Here is a 23,929-nt window from a genome sequence, read left to right as displayed (position 1 = left end):
GGACCGCCTGGGGTTCCCTCCCGATCTTCTGGAACTCCTAACGCCATGGTAAGTTGATAGTGTTGGAGTTCATGGGCAGCGAAACGGACGAGAAAACGGTGCGCGTGCGTGATGCGATGACGAGGCAGGTGGTGACGATCTCGCCGAACGATTCGGCCCAGTCGGCCGCGCGCCTGATGAACGCGATGAACATCGGCATCCTGCCCGTCGAGGTGCCCGGCACCGGCCGGGTCGTCGGCATCGTCACCGATCGCGACCTCGTCCTCTCGGTGTTTGCGGACGGGCTGTCGGGCTCGGCCGCGCTTTACGAGTTTATGACGGTGTCGGCGGAGGTCTGCCATCCGGACGATGACGTCGACACCGTCATCGAGAAGATGTGCGAGCTCGACCTCAGGCGCCTGGTCGTGGTCGACAGCGACCTTCGCGTCGTCGGCGTGATCACGCGCTCGGACGTGGAGCGGACAGGCGCAGCGGGATGCGAGATGGATCCCCTGTTCACGATGGATCGGCTCTGGGACGAGGCGGTGATCGTCGAGGCCCCCGGCCGCGTGCTGCGAGTGATCAGCACCCGCGACGCCATGCTGTGCCTGCGAAGCCACTGGTCCGCCCGATCCGGGCAATCCCGCCGGCACGCCATCGCCATGTGCGAGCAGGTGCTGCGGGGAAATGATGATCCCCAACTGGCCAAGGCCGCCTTCATCGACGCGGCCAGCGAAGCGGGGTTCCAGCCCCGGACATGGACCGACACGCACACCGTCGCTGGAGCGGCGGATGCTTGAACAGCTTTGATGGACCTGCGCAACAGACCGGGCGACCGGGCAAGTGGTTCAACCGGCCCCACGCCCAACGGTCCGCGCATCCGCTCGAGCGACGATCCGACCCGGCCGGACAGATCGGCCCCGTGTGAAGATCCAGTGCCTAGGCCCGCTGCGCCCCGTGCCGCCTGCGCCGGCGTGCCCACAGCAGGAAGCCCAGCATCCGGTTCTCCTCCGCGCGCAGGCCTGCGAGGGTCCGGCTGGGCATGCCGAGGCCGTTGCGCGGCAGGACGAGCTGGCGGTCGGACAAGGACAGGACGTCCGGATGGACGTAACTGGACCGGCAGATCGCCGGCGTGTTGTGCAGGACTTCCGCGGCCGCCTCGGTCATGCCGCGCACGGTGGGGCGTCCGCCATCTTCGATCGACGCGCGTGCCGCGGCGAAGGCGGCAAGGCTGCCAGCCCAGGTGCGGAACGTCTTTGCCGATACCCCCTCGCCCGCATATCGGTTCAGGTAGGCGTTCAGCCGGCCAGAATCGATTGGACGGACAACGCCGTCCTCGCCCTGCCAGACAAACAGCTGCCGCCCCGGCAGGTCGGCCACCACTTCCAGTATCCGGTGCAGGCGCGGATTTCTGAGGATGCGCCGCACCCGCTTGCCGCCCTTGGCGGTGAAGCGAAGCTCGATGCCGTCATCGCGAACCCGGACATGGCGCTTCAGCAGTGTCGTCGCCCCATAGGTGCGGTTTTCCGCGGCATAGGTCCGATTGCCGACGCGCAGGTGCTCCTCGTCGAGCAGCATCACCAGGCCGGCCAGCACCGTATCGGCGCAGCTGACCGGCCCTTCCAGGTGACGACGCACCGTGCGGCGCAGCCCCGGCAACGCCTGCCCGAAGGATATCAGCTGTTCGAACTTGTCGGCGCTGCGCAGGGCCTGCCATTGGCGATGGTAGCGGTACTGCTTGCGGCCGCGGGCATCGTATCCGGTCGCCTGCAGATGGCCGTTTTCGTCCATGCAGATCCAGACGTCACGATAGGCCGGCGGCAGGCCGAGGGCGGCGATGCGGGCCTTGACCGCCGGGTCGGTGACAAGCTCGCCGCCGGGCAGCCGGTAGCAGAACCCGCGCCCCTGCGGCAGACGCCGGATGCCGGGCTCGCTGTCGCTGACATAGACGAGCCCGGTCTGCTTCAGCGGACCGTCAAGCATGCTCCGCCCCCGGTTCATCGGCCGGCACGAAGGCGAGCACGCTCGCCGGCGGCACCGTGATCCCGCCCTCCACCGCCTCGGCCGTCGCAAAGGCCTCATCGGCGCCGGTGTCGAGCACGCGCCGCCATCGGGCGATCCCGTCGATGGCCGGAAGCACAAAGCCACACTCGCCGCCGGCGTTGAACACCATCAGCAGGCGATCCGTCGTCGGCGCCTGCTGCGGCCCGCCCGCCGTCACCCGCGTCAGGCAGACGCCGAGGACGCGCAGTTCCGGATCGTTCCAGGCCGCCTCGTCCATCCCGGCGCCGTCCGGCTTGAACCAGGCAATGTCGTCCGGCCCCTCGCCGTTGGGGAAGCGCTCCGGCCGAAGACAGGGATGCGCCTTGCGCAGCGCCACCATGGCGCGGCAAAACTCGACAAACGGCTCGTCCACGCCGCGCCAGTCGATCCAGCCGATCTCATTGTCCTGGCAATAGGCGTTGTTGTTGCCAGCCTGGCCGTTGCCGAGCTCGTCGCCGCCAAGGATCATCGGCACGCCCTGGCTGAGAAGCAGGGTGGCCATCATGTTGCGGCGACGGCGCATCCGGGCGGCGACGATTTCAGGTTCCTGCGTGTCTCCTTCCCAGCCCATGTTGTCGGAATGATTGTCGGAATGGCCGTCGCGATTGTCCTCGCCATTCGCCTCGTTGTGCTTGTCGCTATAGGAGACCGTGTCGGCGAGCGTGAAGCCGTCATGGGCGCTCAAGAGGTTGATCGAGGCGGTGGCGCCGCGGTCGGAATGGTTGAACTGCCGGCCCGAGCCGGTCAGGCGCTCGGCGAGCCGGGGCACCAGCCCGCCGTCGCCCTTCCAGAAGCTGCGCACGTCGTCGCGATACTTGTCGTTCCACTCGCGGAACGGATGCGGAAAGCCGCCGACCTGGTAGCCGCCGTCTCCGACGTCCCAGGGCTCGGCGATCAGCTTCACGCCGCCCAGCACAGGATCCTGCCGGATCGCGTCGAAAAACCCGCCATCGCGGTCGAACTCGACATGCCGGGTGCGGCCGAGCGTGCTCGCCAGGTCGAAGCGGAAGCCGTCGACATGCATCACCCCGACCCAGTAGCGCAGGCTGTCGAGCACCATGCGCAGCACCATCGAATGGGCGACGTTCAAGGTGTTGCCGGTCCCGGTCGTGTCGTAGGTGTGGCGCGGATCGTCGGGCGAAAGCCGGTAGTAGCTGAGATTGTCGAGGCCTCGGAAGCTCAGCGTCGGGCCGCGTTCGGAGCCCTCGGCCGTGTGGTTGTAGACCACGTCCATGATGACCTCGATGCCGGCGGCATGGAACCGCCTGACCATCGTCTTGAACTCGGTGATCCGTTCGCCCGACATGTAGCGCCGCTGCGGCGCGAAGAAGCCGAGGCTCTGATAGCCCCAATAGTTGCGGAGCCCTTTCTCCACCAGGTACCGGTCGTCGAGAAAATACTGGACGGGCAATACCTCCACCGCGGTGACGCCGAGCTTCGTCAGGTGGTCGATGATCGGATCGCTGCACATGCCAAGAAAGGTGCCGCGCAGCTCGTCCGGGACGTGCGGATGCAGCATCGTCATGCCGCGGACATGCGCCTCGTAGATGATCGTTTCCGTCCACGGCCGGCGGATCGCCTGGTCGCCGTCCCAGTCGAAAGCCGGGTCCTGCACCACGCCCTTGACCATGAACGGGGCACTGTCGCGCTCGTCGAAGGAGAGGTCTTCGTCCGCCGCACCGATCGTATAGCCGTAGAGCGCGTCGTCCCACACGAGTTCGCCGGCGATCTGCTTGGCGTATGGATCGAGCAGCAGCTTGTTGTGATTGAAGCGGTGGCCGCGGGCCGGGTCGTAAGGGCCGTGGGCGCGATAGCCATAGAGCGTTCCGGGCTGCAGGCCGGCGACATAGCCCGACCAGACGTCACCCTCCCGCTTCGGCAGCGGCAGACGGGCGGTTTCCTCCTTGCCGTCGGGCGAGAAGAGGCAGAGCTCGATCCGCTCGGCATGGGCGGAAAACACGGCGAAATGCACCCCGTCGCCGGTGTATTCGGCCCCGAGCTCCGGCACGAGGAAATCGAGTTCGGAGAAGGAGAAGGTCATGGGCGTTCCCTCGGCAATCTGAGTGCCCTTCGCGGCTGCCGGAGGAACAGGAGAGCTGTCCGGCGGCGGTGCGGCTGAATGCGGCGGCGCGCGACTGACGAGCTTACGGCTGTCCTGACGGTTCGCGAGCAACGCAATCTTGAACGGAAAGTTCCACGCGAGCCTGTTTGGACGGCGGGAACCTTGGCGCCGGCCGGCGGTTCTGCCGGACCACCGACGAGAGGCGACCATGCGGCCACGGCACAGACACTGGGGGGCGAACTGCCTCGGCGACGACCGCGTGCAGTTCCGCCTGTGGGCTCCTTCGCAGTCCGCGGTGGCGCTCGCGCTCAACGGTCGCGAACTTTTGATGGAAGCGGTCCCGGGCGGCTGGTTCGAAACCACGGTGGACAACGTCCCCCATGGCACGCCCTACCTGTTCCGGCTCGCCGACGGCATGCTCGTTCCCGATCCCGCCTCCTGCGCGCAGCTGAACGAGGTCGACGGCCCTTCCCTCGTCGTCGACCAGGAGCGCTACCGGTGGCACGACGGCGGCTGGCGGGGACGGCCGTGGTGCGAAACGGTGCTCTACGAGTTGCATGTCGGCACCTTCACGCCCGAGGGGAGCTTCCGCGCCGCCATCGACAAGCTGGAGTTCCTCAGCGGCCTGGGCGTGACGGCCATCGAGCTCATGCCGGTCGCGCAGTTTCCCGGCCGCCGCGGCTGGGGCTATGACGGCGTGCTGCACTATGCGCCGCACAATGCCTACGGAACCGCCGACGACCTCAAGGCCCTGGTCGACGCCGCCCATGCGCTCGGCATCATGGTCCTGCTCGATGTCGTCTATAATCACTTCGGTCCACAGGGCAATTATCTCGGCAGCTACGCCCCGTCGTTCTTCCATCCCGAGCGACACACCCCCTGGGGCGGGGCGATTGCCTTCGACGAGCCGGCGGTACGGCGCTACTTCATCGACAACGCGCTCTACTGGATCGGCGACTTCCATTTCGACGGCCTGCGGCTCGACGCGACCGAGCACATGGAGGACAGCAGCGACCGGCATATCCTTGAGGAACTCGCCGGCGAGGTCCGTTCCGCCTTTCCCGACCGGGAGGTTCACTTGATTTGCGAGGACCCCGCCCATCTCGAACTGCTGCAGCCCGACGAGACCGGACGGCCCCCCTACACCGCAGTCTGGAACCACGATCTGCACCATGTGCTGCACGTGATCGCGACGGACGAGCAGGTCGGCCACTACGCGCCGTTTGCCGTGGACCGCTGGGCATCGCTGCGCGAGGCGATCACCGGCCGCATTCTCCGGCTGTCCACATCCGGCGACATCTCCTATGCCGGACCGGTTCCGCCGCGGCTGCAGGTTACGTTCCTGCAGAACCACGACCAGGTCGGCAACCGGGCGTTCGGCGAACGGCTGGCTTCGCTCGCCGATGACCGGCTGCTTGCTGCCCTGATGGCGATGCTGTTGCTGTCGCCGCAGGTGCCGATGCTGTTCATGGGCGAGGAGTTCGGTGAAGGCGGGTCGTTCCATTTCTTCCTGGATCACGACGCGGCCGAGCCGGAGGCGATGCGCCGGAGCCGATGGCAGGAGGCGCAGAACTTCAGCAAGATCGCCGCCGACGTGAGCAGGTTCGACCTGCCCGACCCGCGCGCCCTGGAGACCTTCGAGCGCTCGAAACTCGACTGGCCGCTTGCAGCCGATCCCGCCGCCAGCGCGCATGCCGGCTTCGTCCGAGACCTCGTCGCCCTGCGCCGCAAACACGTCGTCCCGTTTCTCAGCCGGCCGGAGACGATCGCCGCAACGGCGCTGGAGACCGCACCGGGCGTGCTCGCGATCGACTGGTCGGCGGGAGAGGCCGCCCTGCGCCTGCGGGCGAACCTTCTCGATACCGAAGAACCAGCGCCGCCGGCGCCGGGACAGACGATCTTCGCCACGGCCGGTGTCCTGCCGGCCACGGTGACGCTGCCGCCCTTCGCCGTCCTGGTGACGATCGACGCGGGCGCAGGAACCTTCCCGAACCCTGGCCGGCTCTCGCGACAGCGCGAAGAAAGAAAGCCCTGACGCCGCAGGCGGACCGGAGGAAAGTCCCATGATTGCCACTGCTGCACGATCCGGTCCGGCGCTGGCGCCCGAGCACGCGCCGGGCGCCACCATCGAGGCGTTGCGCGAACAGGCGGTCGCCTGCCAGCGCTGCGATCTCTACCGCCACGCCACCCAGCTGGTCTTCGGCGAGGGCCACCCCTCGGCGCGCATCGTCCTCGTCGGCGAACAGCCCGGCGACCGCGAGGATCTCAGCGGCCATCCCTTCGTCGGCCCCGCCGGCCGCCTGCTCGACGCCTGCCTCGAGGAGGCCGGCGTGGACCGCGGCCAGTGCTACGTGACGAACGCCGTCAAGCATTTCAAGTTCGAGCCGCGCGGCAAGCGCCGCATCCATGCCAAGCCGAATGCCGGCGAGATCCAGCGTTGTGCGTGGTGGCTCGGCGCCGAGCTCGACGTGCTCAGGCCGCAGCTCGTGGTCGCGCTCGGTGCGACCGCGCTTTATTCGCTGCTCGGCCGCGGCGCGGGCGTGACGAAGGACCGGGGGCGCATCATCGAGACCGGCGCCTATCCCGTCCTGGTCACCATCCACCCGTCGTTCCTTCTCCGCACGATCGATCGCCCCGGCGCCGGGAACGACCGCGTCGGGTTCGTCCGCGACCTCGCCCAGATCAGGCGCTTCGGGGCGGCGCCATAGTACCGCTGCATGCGGGCTGCCGGAGGAACCTTCGGCCTCCGTGGCGATTGCAGCGCAAGGAGCACGGAGAACCCGGGATGACTGCCGCACACGATCAGTTAAACGTGCAATACGACCCCGCCAGCCGGACCGCGCTGCTGCAATACGGGAGCCGCAGCACGGTGTTGCGGGACCTTCCGACCCGCGAGGCCGCCGAGGCTGCTGCCAGGCGGTTCGCCATAACGAACTGGGGGTATTTCGATGGCGCGCACGAGCGGAATAGGCCTCGTGACGATCCGTTCACTTCGCACGGCTGACGCCCGCCGCATCGGCCGCAACGGAACGCCCGGTGCGGTTCGCAGTTCCGGCAAGCTACAGGTCGACGGCGGGAGCAGTCGGTAATGGATGAACTGGGGATCTGGATACATATCTGCGTCGACATGCAGCGTCTGTTCCATGAGGACACGCCTTGGCACGTGCCCTGGATGCGACGGGCGCTGCCGCAGGTGGCCGCGGTCGCCGACTTTCGCCCCGAGCGAACCATCTTCACCCGTTTCCTGCCGCCCGACAGCGCCGAGCAGGCCGTCGGCGCCTGGAAGGATTATTATCGCAAGTGGTGGATGATGACGGGCGAGCACCTTCCCCGCGAACGCCTGCACCTCGTTGCGGAGCTGGCGGCGATGGTGCCGCCGGCACGGGTTTTCGACAAGCGCATCTATTCGCCCTGGCTCACAGGCGGACTGCATGCCGTTCTTAGCAGCGAAGGGGTCTCGACCATTGCCGTCACCGGCGGGGAGACGGACGTCTGCGTTCTGGCGACGGTGACGGGCGCGATCGATCTCGGCTACCGCGTCATCGTCCTTCGCGACGCCGTCTGCAGCGGCGACGATGAATCATACGACGCCGCGCTCGAGCTGTTCGAGCGCCGCTTCTCGACGCAACTGCAACTGATGTCGTCGGACGAGTTCCTGGCGCGTGCCGCGCGCCAGGTAGATTGAGCGACTGCCTCACTCGTCCGTGGTCTTGCCGTCGTCCTTGGTCTTGCCGGCATCCGAAAGCTTTTCGCGCGAGGGATCGGCAAGATTTTCACCATGCGCGTCGCGATCCTTCGCCGGCTCGTCCTTGGCCGGCATATAGCCTCTCGGGCGCGTTTCGGGCGGTCCTTCCCAGCGCGGGGACTGGTCGGTGGTGCCGGGTGCACCGGGCTTGGGCGTGTTCGTCATGCTCGCATCCTTCCGTTCATCTGTCCTGCCGCAGCACCATCTGCGCCTCCTCGTTCGACCAAACGGGCGGGAATCCGGCTTGTTCCATCGCAAGCCGCCGGCCCAAGCAGCCAGGGACCTGGCCCGGAATTTCCCGACCCAGCAGCGAACCGGCGGTGGCCTCGCCCCGACAGCCCTCCGGGAATTCGTACGCGGCGGAACATCCGGCCGCCAGCGTCGTTCGCAGCGGGGCTTTGGGGCTGCTCGGGCGGGAGATGTGTCATGCCATCACGGAACGGGACGGACCGCGACGAGGAAATCAGGCGCAGGGCTTACGGTCTGTGGGAGAGCCAGGGCCGGCCGGAGGGAAGCCAGGAACGCCACTGGCAGCAGGCCGAGCACGAGCTCGAAGCGGAGGAGCGCGCAAAGGTGGCGCCCGCCAGCCGGTCGCGAACAGCTTCGACACGACCTGCCGCGGGACGATAGGGACGAGCGGCACCGCACGGGCTGCCGCCCGCCGGGTACGGCGCCTATCCGCAAGGCATCGCGATCGCCAGCGACTTTCCGCCGGTATCGTTTGCCCCGGCGGGAACATCTCGCCGCCCCGGAGATTAATCGGTCATTCCGGACAGAGGAGGTGGACATGCCACGCAAGAGCTCGAAGGCAGCGAACGATCTTGCCACGATCCACGACCAGAAGCTTCACCGCGGCAAGGGCGGCGAGCTTCACCAGTTCGCCGAGGAGGGCCGTGACGTCCTGACGACCGCCCAGGGCGCGCCGATCGACGATGACCAGAACACCCTGCGGGTCGGCGCGCGCGGACCGGCGCTGATCGAAGACTTCCACTTCCGCGAGAAGATCTTCCACTTCGATCACGAGCGCATTCCCGAGCGGGTCGTGCACGCGCGTGGATACGGGGCCCACGGCTTCTTCGAGACCTACGAGTCCCTTTCGCAGTACACCAGGGCCGACTTTCTCCAGAGGGCCGGCGAAAAGACGCCGGCGTTCGTCCGGTTTTCGACCGTTGCCGGCAGCAAGGGATCGTTCGACCTTGCCCGCGACGTGCGCGGCTTCGCCGTCAAGCTCTACACCAGGGAGGGCAACTGGGACCTGGTCGGAAACAACATCCCGGTGTTCTTCATCCAGGACGCTATCAAGTTCCCGGACGTCATCCACGCGGTCAAGCCGGAGCCCGACCGTGAATTCCCGCAGGCGCAATCGGCGCACGACAATTTCTGGGACTTCATCAGCCTGACGCCCGAGAGCATGCACATGATCATGTGGGTGATGTCGGACCGCGCCATCCCTCGGTCGTTCCGTTTCATGGAGGGTTTCGGCGTCCACACGTTCCGCTTCGTCAATGCCAACGACGAGTCGACGTTCGTGAAGTTCCACTGGAAGCCGAAGCTCGGCCTGCAGTCGGTCGTCTGGAACGAGGCCGTCAAGATCAACGGGGCCGATCCCGACTTCCACCGCCGCGACCTCTGGGAAGCAATCCAGTCCGGCAACTTTCCGGAGTGGGAGCTTTGCGTCCAACTGTTCGACCAGACCTTCGCCGACAGCTTCGATTTCGACGTGCTCGACCCGACCAAGATCATTCCGGAAGAAGTGATCCCGGTCCAGCCCATCGGCCGGCTGGTTCTCGACCGCATGCCGGACAACTTCTTCGCCGACACCGAGCAGGTGGCGTTCATGACGCAGAACGTCCCTCCAGGCATCGGCTTCAGCAACGATCCGCTGCTGCAGGGCCGGAATTTTTCCTACCTCGACACGCAACTGAAGCGCCTGGGCAGCACCAACTTCACCCACCTGCCCATCAATGCGCCGAAGTGTCCGTTCCACAACTTCCAGCAGGACGGCCATATGGCGATGCGAAACCCGACCGGCCGGGCCAATTACCAGCCGAATTCCTGGGGCGAAGGGCCGCGTGAATCGCCGGTGTCGGGATACCGCCATTTCCCATCAGAGGAGGCCGGGCAGAAGGTGCGGCTGCGTCCGGAAAGCTTCGCCGACCATTATAGCCAGGCCCGGCAGTTCTACATCAGCCAAACCCCTCCGGAACGGCGCCACATTGCCATGGCGCTGACCTTCGAGTTGAGCAAGGTGGCGACGCCGGCGATCCGCGAGCGGATGGTCGCCCATCTGCTGAACATCGACGAGAGCCTTGCGAACAAGGTCGCGAGCGGCCTCGGGATTGGCGAGCTTCCGCAGCCTGCAGACGCGGCCGTCGCGCCGCGGCAGGATCTCGAACCATCGCCGGCGCTCAGCATCATCGAAAACGGGCCGAAGCGCTTCGAAGGCAGGAAGCTCGGCGTGCTCGTCACCGATGGAAGCGAAGCAGCGCTGGTGAAGGCGCTCACGTCGGCGGTCGAGGCTGAGAAGGGCGTGGTGGAATACATCGCTCCGAAGGTGGGCGGCGTGACACTCTCGGACGGGACCATGCTGGCGGCCCATCAGATGATCGATGGCGGGCCATCGGTACTCTATGACGCGGTCGCCGTGCTCGCCGGCGCGGATTTCGTCCCCGATCTGTTGGCCGAGGCCACGGCGCGGGACTTCGTCGCCGACGCCTTCGCCCACTGCAAGTTCATCGGCTATGCCACAGCCGCCTTGCCCTTGTTCGCCAAGGCCGGCGTCGAGGACATGGATGAGGGCGTGGTCGAACTCGGCGGCGAGGAGGCCGTCCAGGCTTTCGTCGGCAAGCTCGGCGAGCTTCGGGTCTGGGCCAGGGAACCGTCCACGAAATTGCAGTAGACGATCGCTCAGGCTCGGCGGTCGCGACGGTCGGACCGTCGCGGCCGCGCGTGTTGTTGCCCATGGGGAAAACCGGAAAGATGACAAGAACGAAGTATTCCGTCGCTCTGCCGGAAGGCGTCGAGGACGATCGAAAGCTTCAACGAAAGGTATGGGCCGTCCAGAGGCTTTCCTGGCTGATCTTTGCGCTTCTCCTGTTCCTGTCGCTGCTGGGGGTGTTCGGCAGCGGCGGATATTTTTCCCGCCAGACGGTGGCGTTCCCCGGAGGCTCGGTCGACGTCCCGGTCACGGCGCGCTGGCCTGCACCCGAGGAATTGAAGGTCACGTTTTCACCGTCTGCGGACGACCGTACCTTTCTGGTCGACGCGCGGTTCCACGAAACCTTTGCCATCGACAGCGTGGATCCGGCCGCCGGCAGTGTCCTCAGCCGGGGTGGGCGCACCCTGTATGTGTTCCCCGCCTCTCCGGCCCATGCGGTCACGGTGGCGTTCCGGCTGAAGACGCAGCGGCCCGGCATCCGCTCGTACCTGCTCGGCATAGGTGAGGATGTCTTGGAACGCACCGTCGTTCTATTCCCGTGAGGAGCACGCATGGAAACGGTCATTCGGGGTCTGGCAATCTACTTCTCGCTGCTCGTCATCGTTCGTCTGTCCGGCCGTCGAACCTTGGCCCAGATGACGCCGTTCGACCTCGTCATCATCCTGGTGATCTCCGAGACGACCCAGCAGGCCATGGTGGGCGAGGATTTCTCCATCACCGCTTCCGTCCTGCTGATCCTCACCCTGTTCACCGCCGACATCGCCCTCTCATACGTCAAGCGCTGGTGGCCGTATTCTGCCAGGCTGATCGACGGAGTCGCGACGGTGCTGGTCGTCAACGGGAAGTTTGAAGAGGAAGCCATGCGCGGATGCCGGCTGGAACGCAGAGACGTTCTGGAGGCCGCGCGAAGCCAGCAGGGCATCGACACCGTCAAGGACATCAAGTTCGCGATACTGGAAGTCGACGGCAATATTAGCATCGTGAAGAATAGCAGCGCCGCCGGCTAGGTAGCGCGCAATCAGGAACGCCGGTCGCAGCGCCGACGGAAGTCATGCGAATCCACTGCGATCGTCATATGCCGTAATAAAACTGTTGTATGGCTGTCACAATCCGACAATACTGCTCTGCGCGAAACTAAACCTTTCGCCAACCAAAACGGGAGCGATATATGAAGACCGTAGGCTTCGCGGCCGGAGTTGCCGCCACATTCACGTTGCTATCCAGCACCTCCGCTTTTGCCGTCACCGAGATTTCCTGGTGGCACGCCATGACCGGAGCCAACAACGAGGTGGTCGAGCAGCTTTCCAAGGAATTCAACGAGAGCCAGAGCGAGTACAAGGTCGTTCCGGTGTTCAAGGGCACCTATCCCGAGACGCTGAATGCCGGTATCGCCGCTTTCCGCGCCAAGCAGCCGCCGGCGATCATGCAGGTCTTCGATGCGGGCACGGGCACGATGATGGCCGCCGAGGGCGCCATCAAGCCGGTCGCCGAGATCCTGTCGATGGGCGGCCAGGCCTTTGACAAGAGCCAGTACCTGCCGGGCATCGTCGCCTACTACTCCAAGCCCGACGGCACCATGCTGTCGTTCCCGTACAACTCGTCCTCGCCGATCCTCTACTACAACAAGGACATCTTCCAGAAGGCCGGCCTCGACGCCGACAACCCGCCGAAGACCTGGTCCGAGGTCTGGGATGCGGCGAAGAAGATCAAGTCGAGCGGCGCCGCCCCCTGCGGCTTCACCTCGACCTGGCTGACCTGGATCCACACCGAGAACTTCGCCGCCTGGAACAACTACCAGTGGGGCACCGAGGAGAACGGCATCGCCGGCCCGAACGTCGAACTCAAGATCAATGCCGAGCCGTTCGTCAAGCACTTCCAGGCGCTGGCGGATCTCGCCAAGGACGGCACGTTCAAGTACGGCGGCCGCACCTCGGAGGCCAAGCAGATCTTCCTCGCCGGCGAATGCGGCATCTTCACCGAATCGTCGGGCGGCCTCGGCGACGTCGTGAAGTCGGGCATGAACTACGGCACCGGCATGCTGCCCTATGACAGCGAGCCGCAGAACACGATCCCGGGCGGCGCCTCGCTCTGGGTCTTCGCCGGCAAGTCCGACGAGGAGTACAAGGGCGTCGCCGCCTTCTTCAACTTCCTGTCGCAGACCGATATCCAGGCCCGCCTGCATCAGGTGTCCGGCTACCTTCCGGTGACGCTAGCCGCCTATGAGAAGACCAAGGCGGACGGCTTCTATGACAAGAACCCGGCGCGCGAGATTCCGATCAAGCAGATGCTTGGCAAGGCGCCCACCGAGAACTCCAAGGGCGTGCGCCTGCCCAACCTGCCGCAGGTCCGCGACATCATGAACGAGGAATACGAGAAGATGCTCGCCGGCCAGCAGACCGCCCAGCAGGCGCTCGACAACGCCGTGGAGCGTGGCAACAAGGCGATCCAGGACGCGCTCGACAACTGATACCAACGCTGTGGGCGCGGCTCCCTCCCCGGGTTCGCCGCGCCCGCCGCCTCTCCCTACGGAGCGAGGCATCGCTAGGCTGGCGTGACGCCGGCCTTAGTCCGTCCATCGGGCCCGGCGAAGGTGGCGCACGCGGCGTGCTGCGACGCGGGCGTCCTCCGACAAGCCGATGATTCCTGCCGCGAAGAAGGCTCTCATTTGTCCCCACGCGTCGTCTTCCCCAACAAGATCCTTCCCTATCTCCTGCTCGCGCCGCAACTGGCGATCACGCTGGTGTTCTTCTACTGGCCGGCCAGCCAGGCGCTCTACCAGTCGATGCTGAGGGAGGATCCCTTTGGGCTGTCGTCGAAATTCGTCTGGTTCGCCAATTTCAGGAAGGTGCTGTCGGACCCGAACTATCTCAATTCGGTTCACGTCACGATCGTCTTTTCGGTCGCCACTGCGGCCGTTGCCATGAGCGTGGCGCTGCTGCTCGCCGTCATGGCCGACAAGGTCGTGCGCAGCCGCGGCCTCTACCGCACGCTGATGATCTGGCCCTATGCGGTGGCGCCGGCCATTGCCGGCATGCTGTGGCTGTTTTTGTTTAACCCGTCGATCGGCTCGCTCGCCTATGGCCTGCGCTGGCTCGGCATAAGCTGGGACCCGCTGCTCAACGGCAGCCAGGCCATGGTCCTGGTCGTCGCCGCCGCCTCCTGGAAGCAGATCAGCTACAATTTCCTGTTCTTCGTCGCCGGCCTGCAGGCGATCCCGAAGACGCTGATCGAGGCTGCGGCGATCGATGGCGCCGGCGAGCATAAGCGGTTCTGGACGATCGTGTTCCCCCTGCTCGCGCCGACCACCTTCTTCCTGCTGGTGGTCAATACCGTCTACGCCTTCTTCGACACCTTCGGCATCATCCACGCCGTCACCGGCGGCGGGCCGGGCAAGGCCACGGAGACGCTGGTCTACAAGGTCTACAACGACGGCTTCGTCAATCTCATCCTCGGCGATTCGGCCGCCCAGTCGGTGATCCTGATGGCCATCGTCATCGCGCTCACCGCGATCCAGTTCCGCTACGTCGAGAGGAAGGTGCATTATGGCTGAGCCGTCGACGCGTCCGCCCGCAAGCGGCCACGACAAGCTGATGATCGGCCAGTCGGCCGCCGGCATCTGGCTGGCGCACGCCGTCCTGATCCTCGGCATCCTGATCGTGGCGTTCCCGATCTACTACACCTTCGTCGCCTCGACCCATTCGCTGCAGACCATCCTGCGGCCGCCGCTACCGCTTCTCCCCGGCGACCGCTTCGTCGAGAACTACTGGGAGGCGCTGTTCGGCGGCGTCGGCCGCATCGGCGGCGTCCCGGTCGGAACGCTGCTCCTCAACACCACCATCGTCGCGCTCGGCATCGCCGTCGGCAAGATCATCATCTCGATCCTGTCCGCCTACGCGATCGTCTTCTTCCGCTTTCGCGGCCGGATGTTCTTCTTCTGGCTGATCTTCATCACGCTGATGCTGCCGGTCGAGGTGCGCATCCTGCCCACCTACAAGGTGATGGTCGATCTCGGCCTGATCGACACCTATACCGGGCTGATCGTGCCGCTGATCGCGTCTGCCACGGCGACGCTGCTGTTCCGCCAGTTCTTCCTCACCATCCCCGGCGAACTGGTCGAGGCGGCCCGCGTGGACGGCGCCGGCCCCTGGCGTTTCTTCAAGGATATCCTGCTGCCGCTGTCGCGCACCAACATCGCGGCCCTGTTCGTCATCCTGTTCATCTATGGCTGGACGCAATATCTCTGGCCGCTGCTCGTCACCAACCGCAACGACATGAACACCATCGTCATTGCGCTGAAGAAGATGATCTCGTTTGCCGATGCCGACACCGAATGGCATCTGGTGATGGTCACTTCCATGCTTGCGATCGTGCCCCCCATCCTGGTGGTGGTGCTGATGCAGCGCTGGTTCGTCCGCGGCCTCGTCGAAACGGAGAAATAATGGCAACCGTCGATCTCAAGGACGTCCGCAAGGTCTACCCCGGCGGCGTCGAAGCCGTGAAGGGCGTCTCCATCGCCATTCCCGACAAGGCGCTCTGCGTGCTGGTCGGCCCGTCGGGCTGCGGCAAGTCCACGCTTCTGCGCATGATCGCGGGCCTGGAAACCATCTCGGCCGGCAGTTGCGCCATCGACGGGAAGGTGGTCAACGCCATCGGCCCGACCGAGCGCGACATCGCCATGGTATTCCAGAACTATGCGCTCTATCCGCACATGAAGGTCTACGACAACATGGCCTACGGCCTGCGCAACCGCGGCACGCCGAAGGACGAGATCGACAGGCGGGTGCGTTCGACGGCGAAGACGCTGGAGCTTGAGCACCTGCTCGAGCGGCGACCGCGCGAGCTCTCCGGCGGCCAGCGCCAGCGCGTCGCCATGGGCCGGGCGATCGTCCGCAATCCCAAGGTGTTCCTGTTCGACGAGCCGCTGTCCAACCTCGACGCCAAGCTGCGCGGCCAGATGCGCGTCGAGATCAAGAACCTGCAGCGCAGCCTCGGCGTCACCTCGGTCTACGTCACCCACGACCAGCTTGAAGCGATGACGCTGGCCGACGTGCTCGTGGTGATGAATGCCGGCCTTGTCGAGCAGTCGGGCGCCCCGCTCGACATCTACGAGAAGCCGGCCTCGACCTTCGTGGCCTCCTTCATCGGCGCGCCGCCGATGAACCTGCTGCCACTGCGCAGCGGCCAGTTCGAAGGCGCGGTGACGCTGCCGGCCGTCCCCGGCAATGCCGCGACGCTCGGCTTCCGCCCCGAAGATTGCGAGGTTCGCGTCGAGGCCGGCGGCATCGCCGCCGATGGCGCCCTGCGCCTCTTGGCCCGTGTAGAAGGCGTCGAGCCGGTGGGGGCGGAGAGCTTCCTCTACTGCCAGGCGGCCGGCGGGCGCATCGTCGTGCGCGTGCCGGGCCGCACCGAACTCCAGGCGGGCGACCAGCTGCCGGTGTTCGCCCGGCGCGAGAAGCTGCATTTCTTCGGCAGCGACGGCAAGAGGGTCTAGCGGGGCGCTCGGCCCGCGCCATCGCCGGCCCATTGCGGCATCGAGACTTGCAAGCCTCGCCTGCTCGGCTGCGCAGCGCATTCTTGCGGTGCAGTCTGGAACGGCGCACCGGTGGAAGTGGCCGGATCGGCCACTCGGTGCGCTGCTGGAATGTACCTGGTCGCGTGCCCCTGCCTCAGGCCGCCCGCGCCTTGGCGATGGCGGCCCTCAAGCCCTTCTCATCAAGGACTCCGGCAAACGTGGTCCGCCCGACGACGAAGGAGGGCGTGCCGGAGAAGTTGAAGGCAAGCGCCTGGTTGTAGTTGCGGTCGAGCAACCCGAAGATCTTTGCGGTGTGCTTGTTAACCGACGCGACGATCGCCTTCATGCTCAGGCCCGCATCGGTCAGCTCCTTCTCGACGACCTCTTCCGTGAGGCTTCCCTTGGTCTTCATCAGCGCCTCCATTGCCGGCTCGTACTTGCCGATCTGGGCGGCCCCGAGCACGGCCTGGGCGGCGAAGATGGAAACCTCGCCGAAGATCGGCCAGTCCTTCATCACCAGTCGGACGTTGCCGTCCTCCCGCACCACTTTCTTGACCATCGGATGGAGGCTCTTGCAGTAGGGGCACTGGTAATCGAAAAACTCGACGACCGTGACGTCGCCCTCGGGATTGCCGAGTACCGGGGCGTCCGGATCATAAAAGACTGCCTTCTCTGTGTTCTCCTGGCTGAAGACGAGCCGCGGCATCGCGGCAAGGGCGGCGGCGCCGCCGGCGACTGCGAGCAGGCTTCTACGGGTGATCATTATCTTTCTCCTTCTCTCCAGGCTTCAGGCCAGGAACCGCCAGCTTGCGCGGTTCGCCAGGGCCGTCGTTGTTCTTGTCCGATGCCTGCGATGCCTGTGGCGCGGCGTGACGGGCATCCTATCCCCCTCCTTCGGCGACAAAGGGGACGGTGCGAAATAACCGGCGGCTTCCTTGACGGCTATTCATTATATGTTATATTTAAACGTATATTGATATTACCAGGAGAGCAAGCCGTGTCCGTCACCGCGATCTCGAAAAAACTGTGGGTTTCGCCGCAGCCGAACAACGATGACATCCGGTCGTTCCGCGACCAGGGGTTCAAGACGCTCATCAACAACCGGCCCGATCACGAAGATCCGTCCCAGCCGGGGACCGATGCCGAACGGCAGCAGGCGCAACACTGCGGCATGTCCTACGCCTTCGTCCCGGTGACGGCCGAGACGATCACCGAGGCGGACGTGCGTTCCTTCCAGCGCGCCGTCGATCGGTCGGAGGGCCCGGTCGTCGCCCATTGCCAGACGGGAAAGCGATCCCTCAGCCTCTATCTCATCGGCGAAGTCCTCGACGGCCGCATGTCCGCCGGCGAGGTCGTGGAATTCGGCCGCAGCCGCGGCTTCGACACCGCGTCGGCCGCAGCCTGGCTTGAGAAGCATGCCGCCCGCAGCCCGCAGGTGAAGGGCTTTTTCGACAGGCGCACCTGGAGCGTCCAGTACGTGGTCTCCGATCCCGTGACCCGCAAGTGCGCCATCATCGATCCGGTGCTGGATTTCGACGAGAAATCCGGAGCGACCGGGACCACCAATGCCGACGCGATCCTCGACTATGTTCGCGACAACGAGCTCGTGGTCGAGTGGATCCTCGATACGCATCCCCATGCGGACCATTTTTCGGCGGCCCACTACCTGAAGCAGAAGACCGGAGCCAGAACGGCAATCGGCGAGCACGTCGTCGACGTCCAGAAGCTGTGGAAGGGCATCTACAACTGGCCCGAGCTGGCGGTCGACGGGTCGCAATGGGACCGGCTTTTCGCCCATGCAGATACGTTCAAGGTCGGCTCGATCGACGCGAAGGTGATGTTCTCGCCCGGACACACGCTCGCCTCCATTTCATACGTCATCGGCGACGCGGCCTTCGTGCACGACACGCTCTTCATGCCCGACAGCGGCACGGCGCGCGCCGACTTTCCCGGTGGCGATGCGCGCGTCCTCTGGAGGTCGATCCAGGACATCCTGGCGCTGCCGGACGAAACCCGGATCTTCACCGGCCACGACTACCAGCCCGACGGTCGCGCACCCCGCTGGGAAAGCACCGTGGCCGAGCAGAAGAAGTCCAACCCGCATCTCGTCGGCATCACCGAGGACGAGTTCGTGGCGCTGCGCACCAGGCGCGACAGCACGCTGGCGATGCCGAAGCTGATCCTGCATGCGCTGCAGGTGAACATCCGCGGCGGCCGCCTTCCCGAACCGGAAGCCAACGGCAAGCGCTACCTGAAGTTTCCGCTGGATGCGTTGCAAGGAGCGGCATGGGAATGAGCATGGATCTCCAGGAACTGATGAAGGCCGGTCTTTCACCGGCGGACATGTCCAACCGGGCCGGCGAGGTCGCAAACCTGCTGAAGACCTTGTCCCATCCGGCGCGTCTGATGATCGTCTGCACGCTGGTGGAGGGCGAGCATTCCGTCGGCGAGCTCGAAGACAAGGTCGACGTCCACCAGCCGCACCTGTCGCAACACCTGACGGTGCTGCGCGGCTCGGGCATCGTCGCCACACGGCGCGAGGGCAAGCAGATCTTCTACCGCCTGACGGAGGAGAAGGCCGCGCAACTGGTCGGCGCCCTCTACGACATCTTCTGCGTGAAGGAAGACAAATGAGCGCATATCTCCCATCCCTTGCAGGCGGCATGCTGATCGGCGCCTCCGCCGTCATGCTCCTGCTGTTGAACGGCCGCATCGCCGGCATCAGCGGCATCGTCGGGCGTCTCGCCCAGGGCACCGGTTTGACCACGAACCTCGCCTTCGTGCTGGGGCTGATCCTTGGCCCCCTCGCCTACCTCCTGATATTCGGCGCATGGCCAGCGATCGAGATCCAGGCGGGCTGGCCGCTGATCATCATTGCCGGCCTGCTCGTCGGGTTCGGTTCCCGCATGGGATCGGGCTGCACCAGCGGCCATGGCGTTCTCGGCCTGGCGCGCCTGTCGCCACGCTCCATGGTGGCGGTCGCCACTTTCCTTTCGGCAGGCGTGGTTGCCGTCGCCGCCCTGCGAGGTCTCGGACTATGAACCGGCCCGTCTCCCAGTTCTGTGCAGCGCTTGCCGCCGGCATCGTCTTCGGCTTCGGCCTGTCGTTGTCCGGCATGTTGAACCCGGCCCGCGTCCAGGGCTTCCTTGACGTCTTCGGCGACTGGGACCCGAGCCTTGCCTTCGTGCTCGGCGGCGCCGTCGTCGTCGCCTTCATCGGGGTCCGGGCGATCAGGCGGATGAAGCATCCCGCCTTCGACGAGCAGTTCCATCTGCCGAAGAACAACCGGATCGATGCGCCGCTGGTGATCGGCTCGGCTCTCTTCGGGCTGGGCTGGGGGATCGGCGGGTTCTGCCCGGGGCCGGCAGTGGCGTCGCTGGCGCTCGGCCTTCCCGAGACCGTGGCCTTCGTCATCGCCATGCTGGCCGGCATGGCGCTTCACGACCGCGGCTGGAGGAAGGCGGCGTGAGCTACTCCCTCCTGTCGGCCGTCGGTTCGGGCGGGCTGGTCGGCTTCATGCTCGGCCTTCTGGGCGGCGGCGGCTCGATGCTGGCGACGCCGCTGCTGCTCTATGCCGTCGGGGTGGCGCAGCCGCATGTCGCGATCGGCACGGGCGCGCTTGCCGTCTCGGTGAACGCCTTCGCCAACTTCGCCAGCCACGCGATCAAGGGGCATGTCTGGTGGCGCTGTGCCCTCGTCTTCTCCGGCCTCGGCGTCGTCGGCGCCCTGCTCGGCTCCAGCCTCGGCAAGGCTTTCGACGGGGAGCGCCTGATCTTTCTGTTCGGCCTTCTGATGGTGGTCGTCGGCGCCCTGATGCTGAAGCCGCGAAAGGCGGTGGCGGCAAAACCAGCCGTCGGCACCTTCGGACTGGCGACGGCTTTGAACTATGCGAGTTCAGGCCTGGTGGACTGGGTTCTGGCTGCGGAGTTCATCGGCGGAGGCGTGGTCGGCGGCGTGTTCGGGATGCTGCTCGCCACCCGTCTGGGCGCCTACAAGAACGTGCTCAATCGCCTCTTCGCGGCGCTGATCTTCACGGTTGCGGCCTACATCCTTTATCGTAGCTGGGGGGCGTTCCTCCCGGCCTGAGTCTGAACTGTTGCCCTTTTGGTGCAACGGCAACGGCAGTATCGGCTGGTCCCCCGCACAGGCAAAAAACGTCGCCTCGGGCGCGGGGCCGAGCCGGCCTGTTGCGCCATGGCACGCTGCGGCACGCTGCGGCCGGACTTGACAACGTTTGCCCGACTCCGGTTGTCAACTATAGTCCTTTCCACGCAATCACTTTCCCATCGGTATTCAATGTCCCTGGAAGAACGAAGAAAATCCCGCGTCACGCTCCTCGATGTCGCGCGCCATGCCAATGTCTCGCGGGCGACTGCGTCTCTCGTTCTCCGCAAGAGCCCGCTGGTCGGAAGCGAGACGCGCATCCGGGTCGAAAACGCCATGCGGGATCTCGGCTACGTCTACAATATCGGCGCGGCGCGCCTGCGCGTCGAGCGCAGCCAGATCATCGGCGCCATCGTCCCCAATCTCACCAACCCGTTCTTTGCGGAACTCCTGTCGGGCATAGAGGGAGCCATCGGGGCAACCGGCAAGGTCGTCATCCTGGCAAACAGCGGCGACGAGGTCGAGCGGCAGGAGATGCTGCTGCGGCGGATGCGTGAGCACGGGGTCGACGGGGTCATTCTCTGCCCGGCCGCCTGCACCGAGCAAGCCCTCTCCGACCAGATAGCCGACTGGGGCATGCCGGTCGTGCAGGTCCTGCGCCATATTTCCCGCGACCTCGACTATGTCGGCGTCGACTACGCCGCCGGCATGCGCCAGGCGGTCGACTATCTCGCCTCGCTCGGTCACGAGACGATCGCCTTTGCCGTCCATGGCCCAATCCACTCGGCCTATCAGGAACGCGTCGACGGCTTCCACGACGCCATGCGCTCGCGGGCGCTCGAACCCGGCATGATCATCCGCTTCCCGGCGCAACTCGGCGACATCGCCGAGGCGACCCACCTTCTCTTCGATCAGCCGAAAAGGCCGACCGCGGTCATCTGCTTCAATCATATCGTGGCGCTGGGTCTCTCGGCGGGGCTCCACGACTGCGGCCTGACGATCGGCCGCGACATCTCCCTGGTCGGTTTCGACGACGTGGCCGATGCCGAGGCGATCCGGCCAAAACTCACGTCGGTTGCAACCGGTCCCGTGGCGATCGGCGAGATGGCGGCACGGCTTCTCGTCGACCGCATCGCCGACCCGGACCTGCCGGCGCGCCACGTGGTGAGCGACACGATCCTGCACATCCGCCAGTCCTGCGGCCGGCCCGACCGGAAAAATTGACCGAGAATTGCGGTTGACGCCCCCGGATAAAAATTTTAGATCGATCTAAGTTTCAAAGGACGCGGGGAGGCGCGGCGTCCCTCTCGGTAATTGGGGGTGATCCCGGCATGTACGAGTTCAACTTTGCGCCTGTGATTGCTGGCCTCGACCAGCTTCTGATCGGCGCCTGGCTGACCATTCAGCTCTCCTGTGCCGCGATGCTCCTCGGCCTGATCGTTTCGGTCTTTTGCGCCTGGGGCAAGACGTCCGGAATCACGCCGCTTCGCTGGGTGATCGACGCCTATATCGAGATCATCCGCAACACGCCCTTCCTGGTGCAGATCTTCTTCATCTTCTTCGGCCTGCCGTCGCTCGGCCTGCGGCTGACGCCGAACAGCGCCGCCCTGCTCGCGCTCGTCGTCAACTTCGGCGCCTACGGGACCGAGATCATCCGCGCCGGCATCGAATCCATCCACAAGGGCCAGGTCGAGGCGGGCACGGCGCTCGGCCTCTCCAGATTGCAGATCTTCCGCTACATCATCATGAAGCCGGCACTGCGCACGGTCTATCCGGCGCTCACCAGCCAGTTCATCTATCTGATGCTGACGTCCAGCGTCGTCTCGGCGATCTCCGCCGACGACCTCGCCGCCGCCGGCAACAATCTGCAGTCGGCGACCTTCGCGAGCTTCGAGGTCTATATCGTCGTCACGCTGATCTATCTCGTCATGTCCGTGGGCTTCTCGACGATCTTCGCCATGATCGAGAAGGCCGCCTTCAAATATCCGCTGAGCCGCTAAGGAGCCGCTGATGCCTCTTATCAGACCTTTCGGCTGGGACGAATTCTGGATCATCGTCATTGCTGCGCGGTGGACGATCGCACTCTCTGTGATCGCCTTTGCCAGCGGCGGCATCGGTGGCCTGTTCATTGCGCTTGCGCGCGTCTCGGACACGAAATGGCCGCGTCTCATTGCGACCGGCTTCATCCGCATCTTCCAGGGCACGCCGCTGCTGATGCAGCTCTTCCTGGTGTTCTTCGGGCTCAACATCCTGGGCTTCGGCATCAATCCCTGGATCGCGGCGGCGCTTGCGTTTACGCTGCATGCCAGCGCGTTTCTCGGCGAGATCTGGCGCGGCTGCATCGAGGCGGTGCCGTCCGGCCAGCGGGAGGCGGCGACGGCACTCGGCCTGCGCTACTTCAACCGCATGCGCTACGTGATCCTGCCGCAGGCCGCCAAGATCGCGGTCGCGCCAACCGTCGGCTTCCTCGTGCAGCTCATCAAGGGAACCTCGCTTGCGGCGATCATCGGCTTCACCGAGCTGACCCGCCAGGGGCAGATCATCAACAACGCCACCTTCAGCCCATTCCTGGTCTTCTCGACGGTGGCGGCGGTCTACTTCGCTCTGTGCTGGCCCCTCTCCCTTCTGGCGCGCCGCATGGAACTGAAATTCTCCCGGGCAACGACACGTTGACGGGACCCGCGCCGGAGGGGGCTAGCCCGGCACAAGTGAAAGGGTAGGAACATGAACATTTCCAGACGCATGATGATGGCGGCGATCGGCGCCGGCCTGATGATGGGCGCAATGGCCACGGCGGCCGCCGCCCAGACCGTCGAAGACATCAAGGCCGCGGGCAAGGTGAAGATCGGCATGCTTGTCGACTTCCCGCCGTTCGGCATCATCAACGCCAACAACGAGCCGGATGGCTACGACGCCGACGTCGCCAAGCTGATCGGCAAGGAATGGGGCGTCGAGGTTCAGATCGTGCCGGTCACCGGCCCGAACCGCATCCCCTACTTGCAGAGCAACCAGGTCGACCTGCTCGTCGCCTCGCTCGGCATCACCGAGGAGCGTGCCAAGAGCGTCGACTTCTCGCAGCCCTATGCCGGCATCTCGATCGGCGTTTTCGGCGCGACCGACGCTGCCGTCTCCAAGCCGGAAGACCTTTCCGGCAAGGCGATCGGCGTGGCGCGCGCCTCGACGCAGGATACCGCCGTCACCAAGGTCGCGCCTGCCGATGCCAAGATCCAGCGCTTCGATGACGACGCCAGCGCCGTCCAGGCTCTGCTGTCGGGTCAGGTGGAACTGATCGGCGTTTCCAACGTCGTCGCCGCCCAGATCGACAAGGCCGCTCCGGGCCGCTTCGCCCAGAAGCTGGAGCTCAGCCAGCAGGTCCAGGGCATCGCCGTTCGCAAGGGTTCGACCGAACTGCTGACGGCCGTCAACGCCTTCATCGACAAGGTCAAGGCCGACGGCGAACTCAACAAGATCCACGAGAAGTGGCTCGGCGCTCCGCTGCCCGACTTCGTGGCGACCGCAGAAAAGTAAGTGTAGAAGGGAGTTCCT

At 65.5% G+C, this 23,929-nt stretch carries 26 protein-coding genes; 22 read left to right on the top strand and 4 right to left on the bottom strand.

From position 1 onward, the window contains the following. Positions 1-71 precede the first annotated feature (71 nt). The gene (locus tag C7449_RS13250; RefSeq protein WP_108003290.1) at positions 72-779 is read left to right on the top strand and encodes a CBS domain-containing protein; all 708 of its coding nucleotides are present in this window, start codon (positions 72-74) and stop codon (positions 777-779) included. A 139-nt stretch (positions 780-918) separates the two neighbouring features. Here C7449_RS13250 and C7449_RS13245 read toward each other — a convergent pair whose 3' ends face one another. Continuing rightward, a complete protein-coding gene (locus tag C7449_RS13245; protein WP_170115885.1) occupies positions 919-1,962 on the bottom strand; it encodes a DNA topoisomerase IB in 1,044 nt (347 codons plus the stop codon). Beyond that, positions 1,955-4,063, bottom strand: coding sequence for a glycogen debranching protein GlgX (gene glgX / locus C7449_RS13240; RefSeq protein WP_108003288.1), 2,109 nt, complete (start codon positions 4,061-4,063; stop codon positions 1,955-1,957). Before glgX ends, C7449_RS13245 begins: the two co-directional genes overlap by 8 nt. Before the next feature lie 229 nt (positions 4,064-4,292). Between glgX and treZ the strand changes: the two genes are divergently transcribed. The 4 genes from treZ (at position 4,293) to C7449_RS13220 (ending at position 7,769) form a co-directional block, all read left to right on the top strand. Then, complete coding sequence (treZ, locus tag C7449_RS13235) at positions 4,293-6,119, top strand: malto-oligosyltrehalose trehalohydrolase (RefSeq protein ID WP_108003287.1); 1,827 nt, start codon at positions 4,293-4,295, stop codon at positions 6,117-6,119. Positions 6,120-6,147: 28 nt separating this feature from the next. Beyond that, entirely contained in the window at positions 6,148-6,792 is a 645-nt protein-coding gene (locus tag C7449_RS13230; protein WP_108003286.1) for a UdgX family uracil-DNA binding protein, read from the top strand. A 77-nt stretch (positions 6,793-6,869) separates the two neighbouring features. Then, the gene (locus tag C7449_RS13225) at positions 6,870-7,088 is read left to right on the top strand and encodes a hypothetical protein (RefSeq protein WP_108003285.1); all 219 of its coding nucleotides are present in this window, start codon (positions 6,870-6,872) and stop codon (positions 7,086-7,088) included. 84 nt (positions 7,089-7,172) lie between these two features. Continuing rightward, positions 7,173-7,769: a cysteine hydrolase family protein gene (locus C7449_RS13220; protein ID WP_108003284.1), complete on the top strand. Its 597-nt coding sequence runs from the start codon at positions 7,173-7,175 to the stop codon at positions 7,767-7,769. A gap of 9 nt (positions 7,770-7,778) precedes the next feature. Here C7449_RS13220 and C7449_RS13215 read toward each other — a convergent pair whose 3' ends face one another. After that, positions 7,779-7,994: a hypothetical protein gene (locus C7449_RS13215; protein ID WP_108003283.1), complete on the bottom strand. Its 216-nt coding sequence runs from the start codon at positions 7,992-7,994 to the stop codon at positions 7,779-7,781. A gap of 261 nt (positions 7,995-8,255) precedes the next feature. Between C7449_RS13215 and C7449_RS22350 the strand changes: the two genes are divergently transcribed. The 8 genes from C7449_RS22350 (at position 8,256) to ugpC (ending at position 16,258) form a co-directional block, all read left to right on the top strand. After that, positions 8,256-8,459, top strand: a complete 204-nt coding sequence (locus C7449_RS22350; protein ID WP_108003282.1) for a DUF2934 domain-containing protein — start codon at positions 8,256-8,258, stop codon at positions 8,457-8,459. 157 nt (positions 8,460-8,616) lie between these two features. Then, a complete protein-coding gene (gene katE / locus C7449_RS13205; protein ID WP_108003281.1) occupies positions 8,617-10,728 on the top strand; it encodes a catalase in 2,112 nt (703 codons plus the stop codon). 80 nt (positions 10,729-10,808) lie between these two features. After that, positions 10,809-11,309: a Rieske (2Fe-2S) protein gene (locus tag C7449_RS13200; RefSeq protein ID WP_108003280.1), complete on the top strand. Its 501-nt coding sequence runs from the start codon at positions 10,809-10,811 to the stop codon at positions 11,307-11,309. Positions 11,310-11,318: 9 nt separating this feature from the next. Beyond that, a complete protein-coding gene (locus C7449_RS13195; protein WP_108003279.1) occupies positions 11,319-11,774 on the top strand; it encodes a DUF421 domain-containing protein in 456 nt (151 codons plus the stop codon). A 161-nt stretch (positions 11,775-11,935) separates the two neighbouring features. Next, on the top strand, positions 11,936-13,234 hold the full coding sequence (ugpB, locus tag C7449_RS13190) for a sn-glycerol-3-phosphate ABC transporter substrate-binding protein UgpB (protein ID WP_108003278.1): 1,299 nt from the start codon (positions 11,936-11,938) through the stop codon (positions 13,232-13,234). A 198-nt stretch (positions 13,235-13,432) separates the two neighbouring features. Further along, entirely contained in the window at positions 13,433-14,317 is an 885-nt protein-coding gene (gene ugpA / locus C7449_RS13185; protein ID WP_108003277.1) for a sn-glycerol-3-phosphate ABC transporter permease UgpA, read from the top strand. A gap of 40 nt (positions 14,318-14,357) precedes the next feature. Continuing rightward, positions 14,358-15,206 (top strand): sn-glycerol-3-phosphate ABC transporter permease UgpE, encoded by an 849-nt coding sequence (ugpE, locus tag C7449_RS13180; RefSeq protein ID WP_108003639.1) that lies wholly within the window; start codon positions 14,358-14,360, stop codon positions 15,204-15,206. Next, positions 15,206-16,258, top strand: a complete 1,053-nt coding sequence (ugpC, locus tag C7449_RS13175; protein ID WP_108003276.1) for a sn-glycerol-3-phosphate ABC transporter ATP-binding protein UgpC — start codon at positions 15,206-15,208, stop codon at positions 16,256-16,258. Before ugpE ends, ugpC begins: the two co-directional genes overlap by 1 nt. A gap of 175 nt (positions 16,259-16,433) precedes the next feature. Here ugpC and C7449_RS13170 read toward each other — a convergent pair whose 3' ends face one another. Continuing rightward, positions 16,434-17,042: a DsbA family protein gene (locus C7449_RS13170; protein WP_108003275.1), complete on the bottom strand. Its 609-nt coding sequence runs from the start codon at positions 17,040-17,042 to the stop codon at positions 16,434-16,436. 234 nt (positions 17,043-17,276) lie between these two features. Here C7449_RS13170 and blh point away from each other — a divergent pair, with 234 nt between their 5' ends. The 9 genes from blh (at position 17,277) to C7449_RS13125 (ending at position 23,911) form a co-directional block, all read left to right on the top strand. Then, positions 17,277-18,575: a bifunctional sulfur transferase/dioxygenase Blh gene (blh, locus tag C7449_RS13165; RefSeq protein ID WP_108003274.1), complete on the top strand. Its 1,299-nt coding sequence runs from the start codon at positions 17,277-17,279 to the stop codon at positions 18,573-18,575. Continuing rightward, entirely contained in the window at positions 18,566-18,913 is a 348-nt protein-coding gene (gene bigR, locus C7449_RS13160) for a sulfite-sensing transcriptional repressor BigR (protein WP_108003273.1), read from the top strand. Before blh ends, bigR begins: the two co-directional genes overlap by 10 nt. Then, entirely contained in the window at positions 18,910-19,320 is a 411-nt protein-coding gene (locus C7449_RS13155) for a YeeE/YedE family protein (protein ID WP_108003272.1), read from the top strand. The genes bigR and C7449_RS13155 overlap by 4 nt, the downstream gene beginning before the upstream one ends. After that, positions 19,317-19,748: a YeeE/YedE family protein gene (locus C7449_RS13150; protein ID WP_108003271.1), complete on the top strand. Its 432-nt coding sequence runs from the start codon at positions 19,317-19,319 to the stop codon at positions 19,746-19,748. The genes C7449_RS13155 and C7449_RS13150 overlap by 4 nt, the downstream gene beginning before the upstream one ends. Further along, positions 19,745-20,365: a sulfite exporter TauE/SafE family protein gene (locus C7449_RS13145; RefSeq protein WP_210204735.1), complete on the top strand. Its 621-nt coding sequence runs from the start codon at positions 19,745-19,747 to the stop codon at positions 20,363-20,365. The genes C7449_RS13150 and C7449_RS13145 overlap by 4 nt, the downstream gene beginning before the upstream one ends. A 210-nt stretch (positions 20,366-20,575) precedes the next feature. Further along, on the top strand, positions 20,576-21,607 hold the full coding sequence (locus C7449_RS13140) for a LacI family DNA-binding transcriptional regulator (RefSeq protein WP_108003269.1): 1,032 nt from the start codon (positions 20,576-20,578) through the stop codon (positions 21,605-21,607). 107 nt (positions 21,608-21,714) lie between these two features. Next, on the top strand, positions 21,715-22,383 hold the full coding sequence (locus C7449_RS13135; RefSeq protein ID WP_108003268.1) for an amino acid ABC transporter permease: 669 nt from the start codon (positions 21,715-21,717) through the stop codon (positions 22,381-22,383). 10 nt (positions 22,384-22,393) lie between these two features. Next, a complete protein-coding gene (locus C7449_RS13130; RefSeq protein WP_108003267.1) occupies positions 22,394-23,056 on the top strand; it encodes an amino acid ABC transporter permease in 663 nt (220 codons plus the stop codon). 51 nt (positions 23,057-23,107) lie between these two features. Further along, positions 23,108-23,911 carry a transporter substrate-binding domain-containing protein gene (locus C7449_RS13125; RefSeq protein WP_108003266.1) on the top strand — a complete coding sequence of 268 codons (804 nt, stop codon included), beginning with the start codon at positions 23,108-23,110 and terminating at the stop codon, positions 23,909-23,911. Positions 23,912-23,929: the final 18 nt, after the last annotated feature.

Origin of the sequence: Mycoplana dimorpha, from assembly GCF_003046475.1 — a bacterium.
GTDB classification, from domain to species: domain Bacteria; phylum Pseudomonadota; class Alphaproteobacteria; order Rhizobiales; family Rhizobiaceae; genus Mycoplana; species Mycoplana dimorpha.
Note: the sequence above shows the minus strand (reverse complement) of the source record. Positions and strands in the feature narration are given on the sequence as shown.

What these genes read in the sequence shown, in the direction of transcription:
- C7449_RS13125 (WP_108003266.1), top strand. Translation starts at nt 23,108, where the DNA reads ATGAACATTTCCAGACGCATGATGATGGCGGCGATCGGCGCCGGCCTG.
- C7449_RS13150 (WP_108003271.1), top strand. Translation starts at nt 19,317, where the DNA reads ATGAACCGGCCCGTCTCCCAGTTCTGTGCAGCGCTTGCCGCCGGCATC.
- C7449_RS13245 (WP_170115885.1), bottom strand. Translation starts at nt 1,962, where the DNA reads ATGCTTGACGGTCCGCTGAAGCAGACCGGGCTCGTCTATGTCAGCGAC.
- ugpE (WP_108003639.1), top strand. Translation starts at nt 14,358, where the DNA reads ATGATCGGCCAGTCGGCCGCCGGCATCTGGCTGGCGCACGCCGTCCTG.
- C7449_RS13220 (WP_108003284.1), top strand. Translation starts at nt 7,173, where the DNA reads ATGGATGAACTGGGGATCTGGATACATATCTGCGTCGACATGCAGCGT.
- C7449_RS13140 (WP_108003269.1), top strand. Translation starts at nt 20,576, where the DNA reads ATGTCCCTGGAAGAACGAAGAAAATCCCGCGTCACGCTCCTCGATGTC.
- glgX (WP_108003288.1), bottom strand. Translation starts at nt 4,063, where the DNA reads ATGACCTTCTCCTTCTCCGAACTCGATTTCCTCGTGCCGGAGCTCGGG.
- C7449_RS13225 (WP_108003285.1), top strand. Translation starts at nt 6,870, where the DNA reads ATGACTGCCGCACACGATCAGTTAAACGTGCAATACGACCCCGCCAGC.
- treZ (WP_108003287.1), top strand. Translation starts at nt 4,293, where the DNA reads ATGCGGCCACGGCACAGACACTGGGGGGCGAACTGCCTCGGCGACGAC.
- C7449_RS13135 (WP_108003268.1), top strand. Translation starts at nt 21,715, where the DNA reads ATGTACGAGTTCAACTTTGCGCCTGTGATTGCTGGCCTCGACCAGCTT.
- ugpB (WP_108003278.1), top strand. Translation starts at nt 11,936, where the DNA reads ATGAAGACCGTAGGCTTCGCGGCCGGAGTTGCCGCCACATTCACGTTG.
- C7449_RS13130 (WP_108003267.1), top strand. Translation starts at nt 22,394, where the DNA reads ATGCCTCTTATCAGACCTTTCGGCTGGGACGAATTCTGGATCATCGTC.
- C7449_RS13195 (WP_108003279.1), top strand. Translation starts at nt 11,319, where the DNA reads ATGGAAACGGTCATTCGGGGTCTGGCAATCTACTTCTCGCTGCTCGTC.
- C7449_RS13155 (WP_108003272.1), top strand. Translation starts at nt 18,910, where the DNA reads ATGAGCGCATATCTCCCATCCCTTGCAGGCGGCATGCTGATCGGCGCC.
- C7449_RS13215 (WP_108003283.1), bottom strand. Translation starts at nt 7,994, where the DNA reads ATGACGAACACGCCCAAGCCCGGTGCACCCGGCACCACCGACCAGTCC.
- C7449_RS22350 (WP_108003282.1), top strand. Translation starts at nt 8,256, where the DNA reads ATGCCATCACGGAACGGGACGGACCGCGACGAGGAAATCAGGCGCAGG.
- C7449_RS13170 (WP_108003275.1), bottom strand. Translation starts at nt 17,042, where the DNA reads ATGATCACCCGTAGAAGCCTGCTCGCAGTCGCCGGCGGCGCCGCCGCC.
- C7449_RS13250 (WP_108003290.1), top strand. Translation starts at nt 72, where the DNA reads ATGGGCAGCGAAACGGACGAGAAAACGGTGCGCGTGCGTGATGCGATG.
- katE (WP_108003281.1), top strand. Translation starts at nt 8,617, where the DNA reads ATGCCACGCAAGAGCTCGAAGGCAGCGAACGATCTTGCCACGATCCAC.
- bigR (WP_108003273.1), top strand. Translation starts at nt 18,566, where the DNA reads ATGGGAATGAGCATGGATCTCCAGGAACTGATGAAGGCCGGTCTTTCA.
- C7449_RS13230 (WP_108003286.1), top strand. Translation starts at nt 6,148, where the DNA reads ATGATTGCCACTGCTGCACGATCCGGTCCGGCGCTGGCGCCCGAGCAC.
- C7449_RS13200 (WP_108003280.1), top strand. Translation starts at nt 10,809, where the DNA reads ATGACAAGAACGAAGTATTCCGTCGCTCTGCCGGAAGGCGTCGAGGAC.
- ugpC (WP_108003276.1), top strand. Translation starts at nt 15,206, where the DNA reads ATGGCAACCGTCGATCTCAAGGACGTCCGCAAGGTCTACCCCGGCGGC.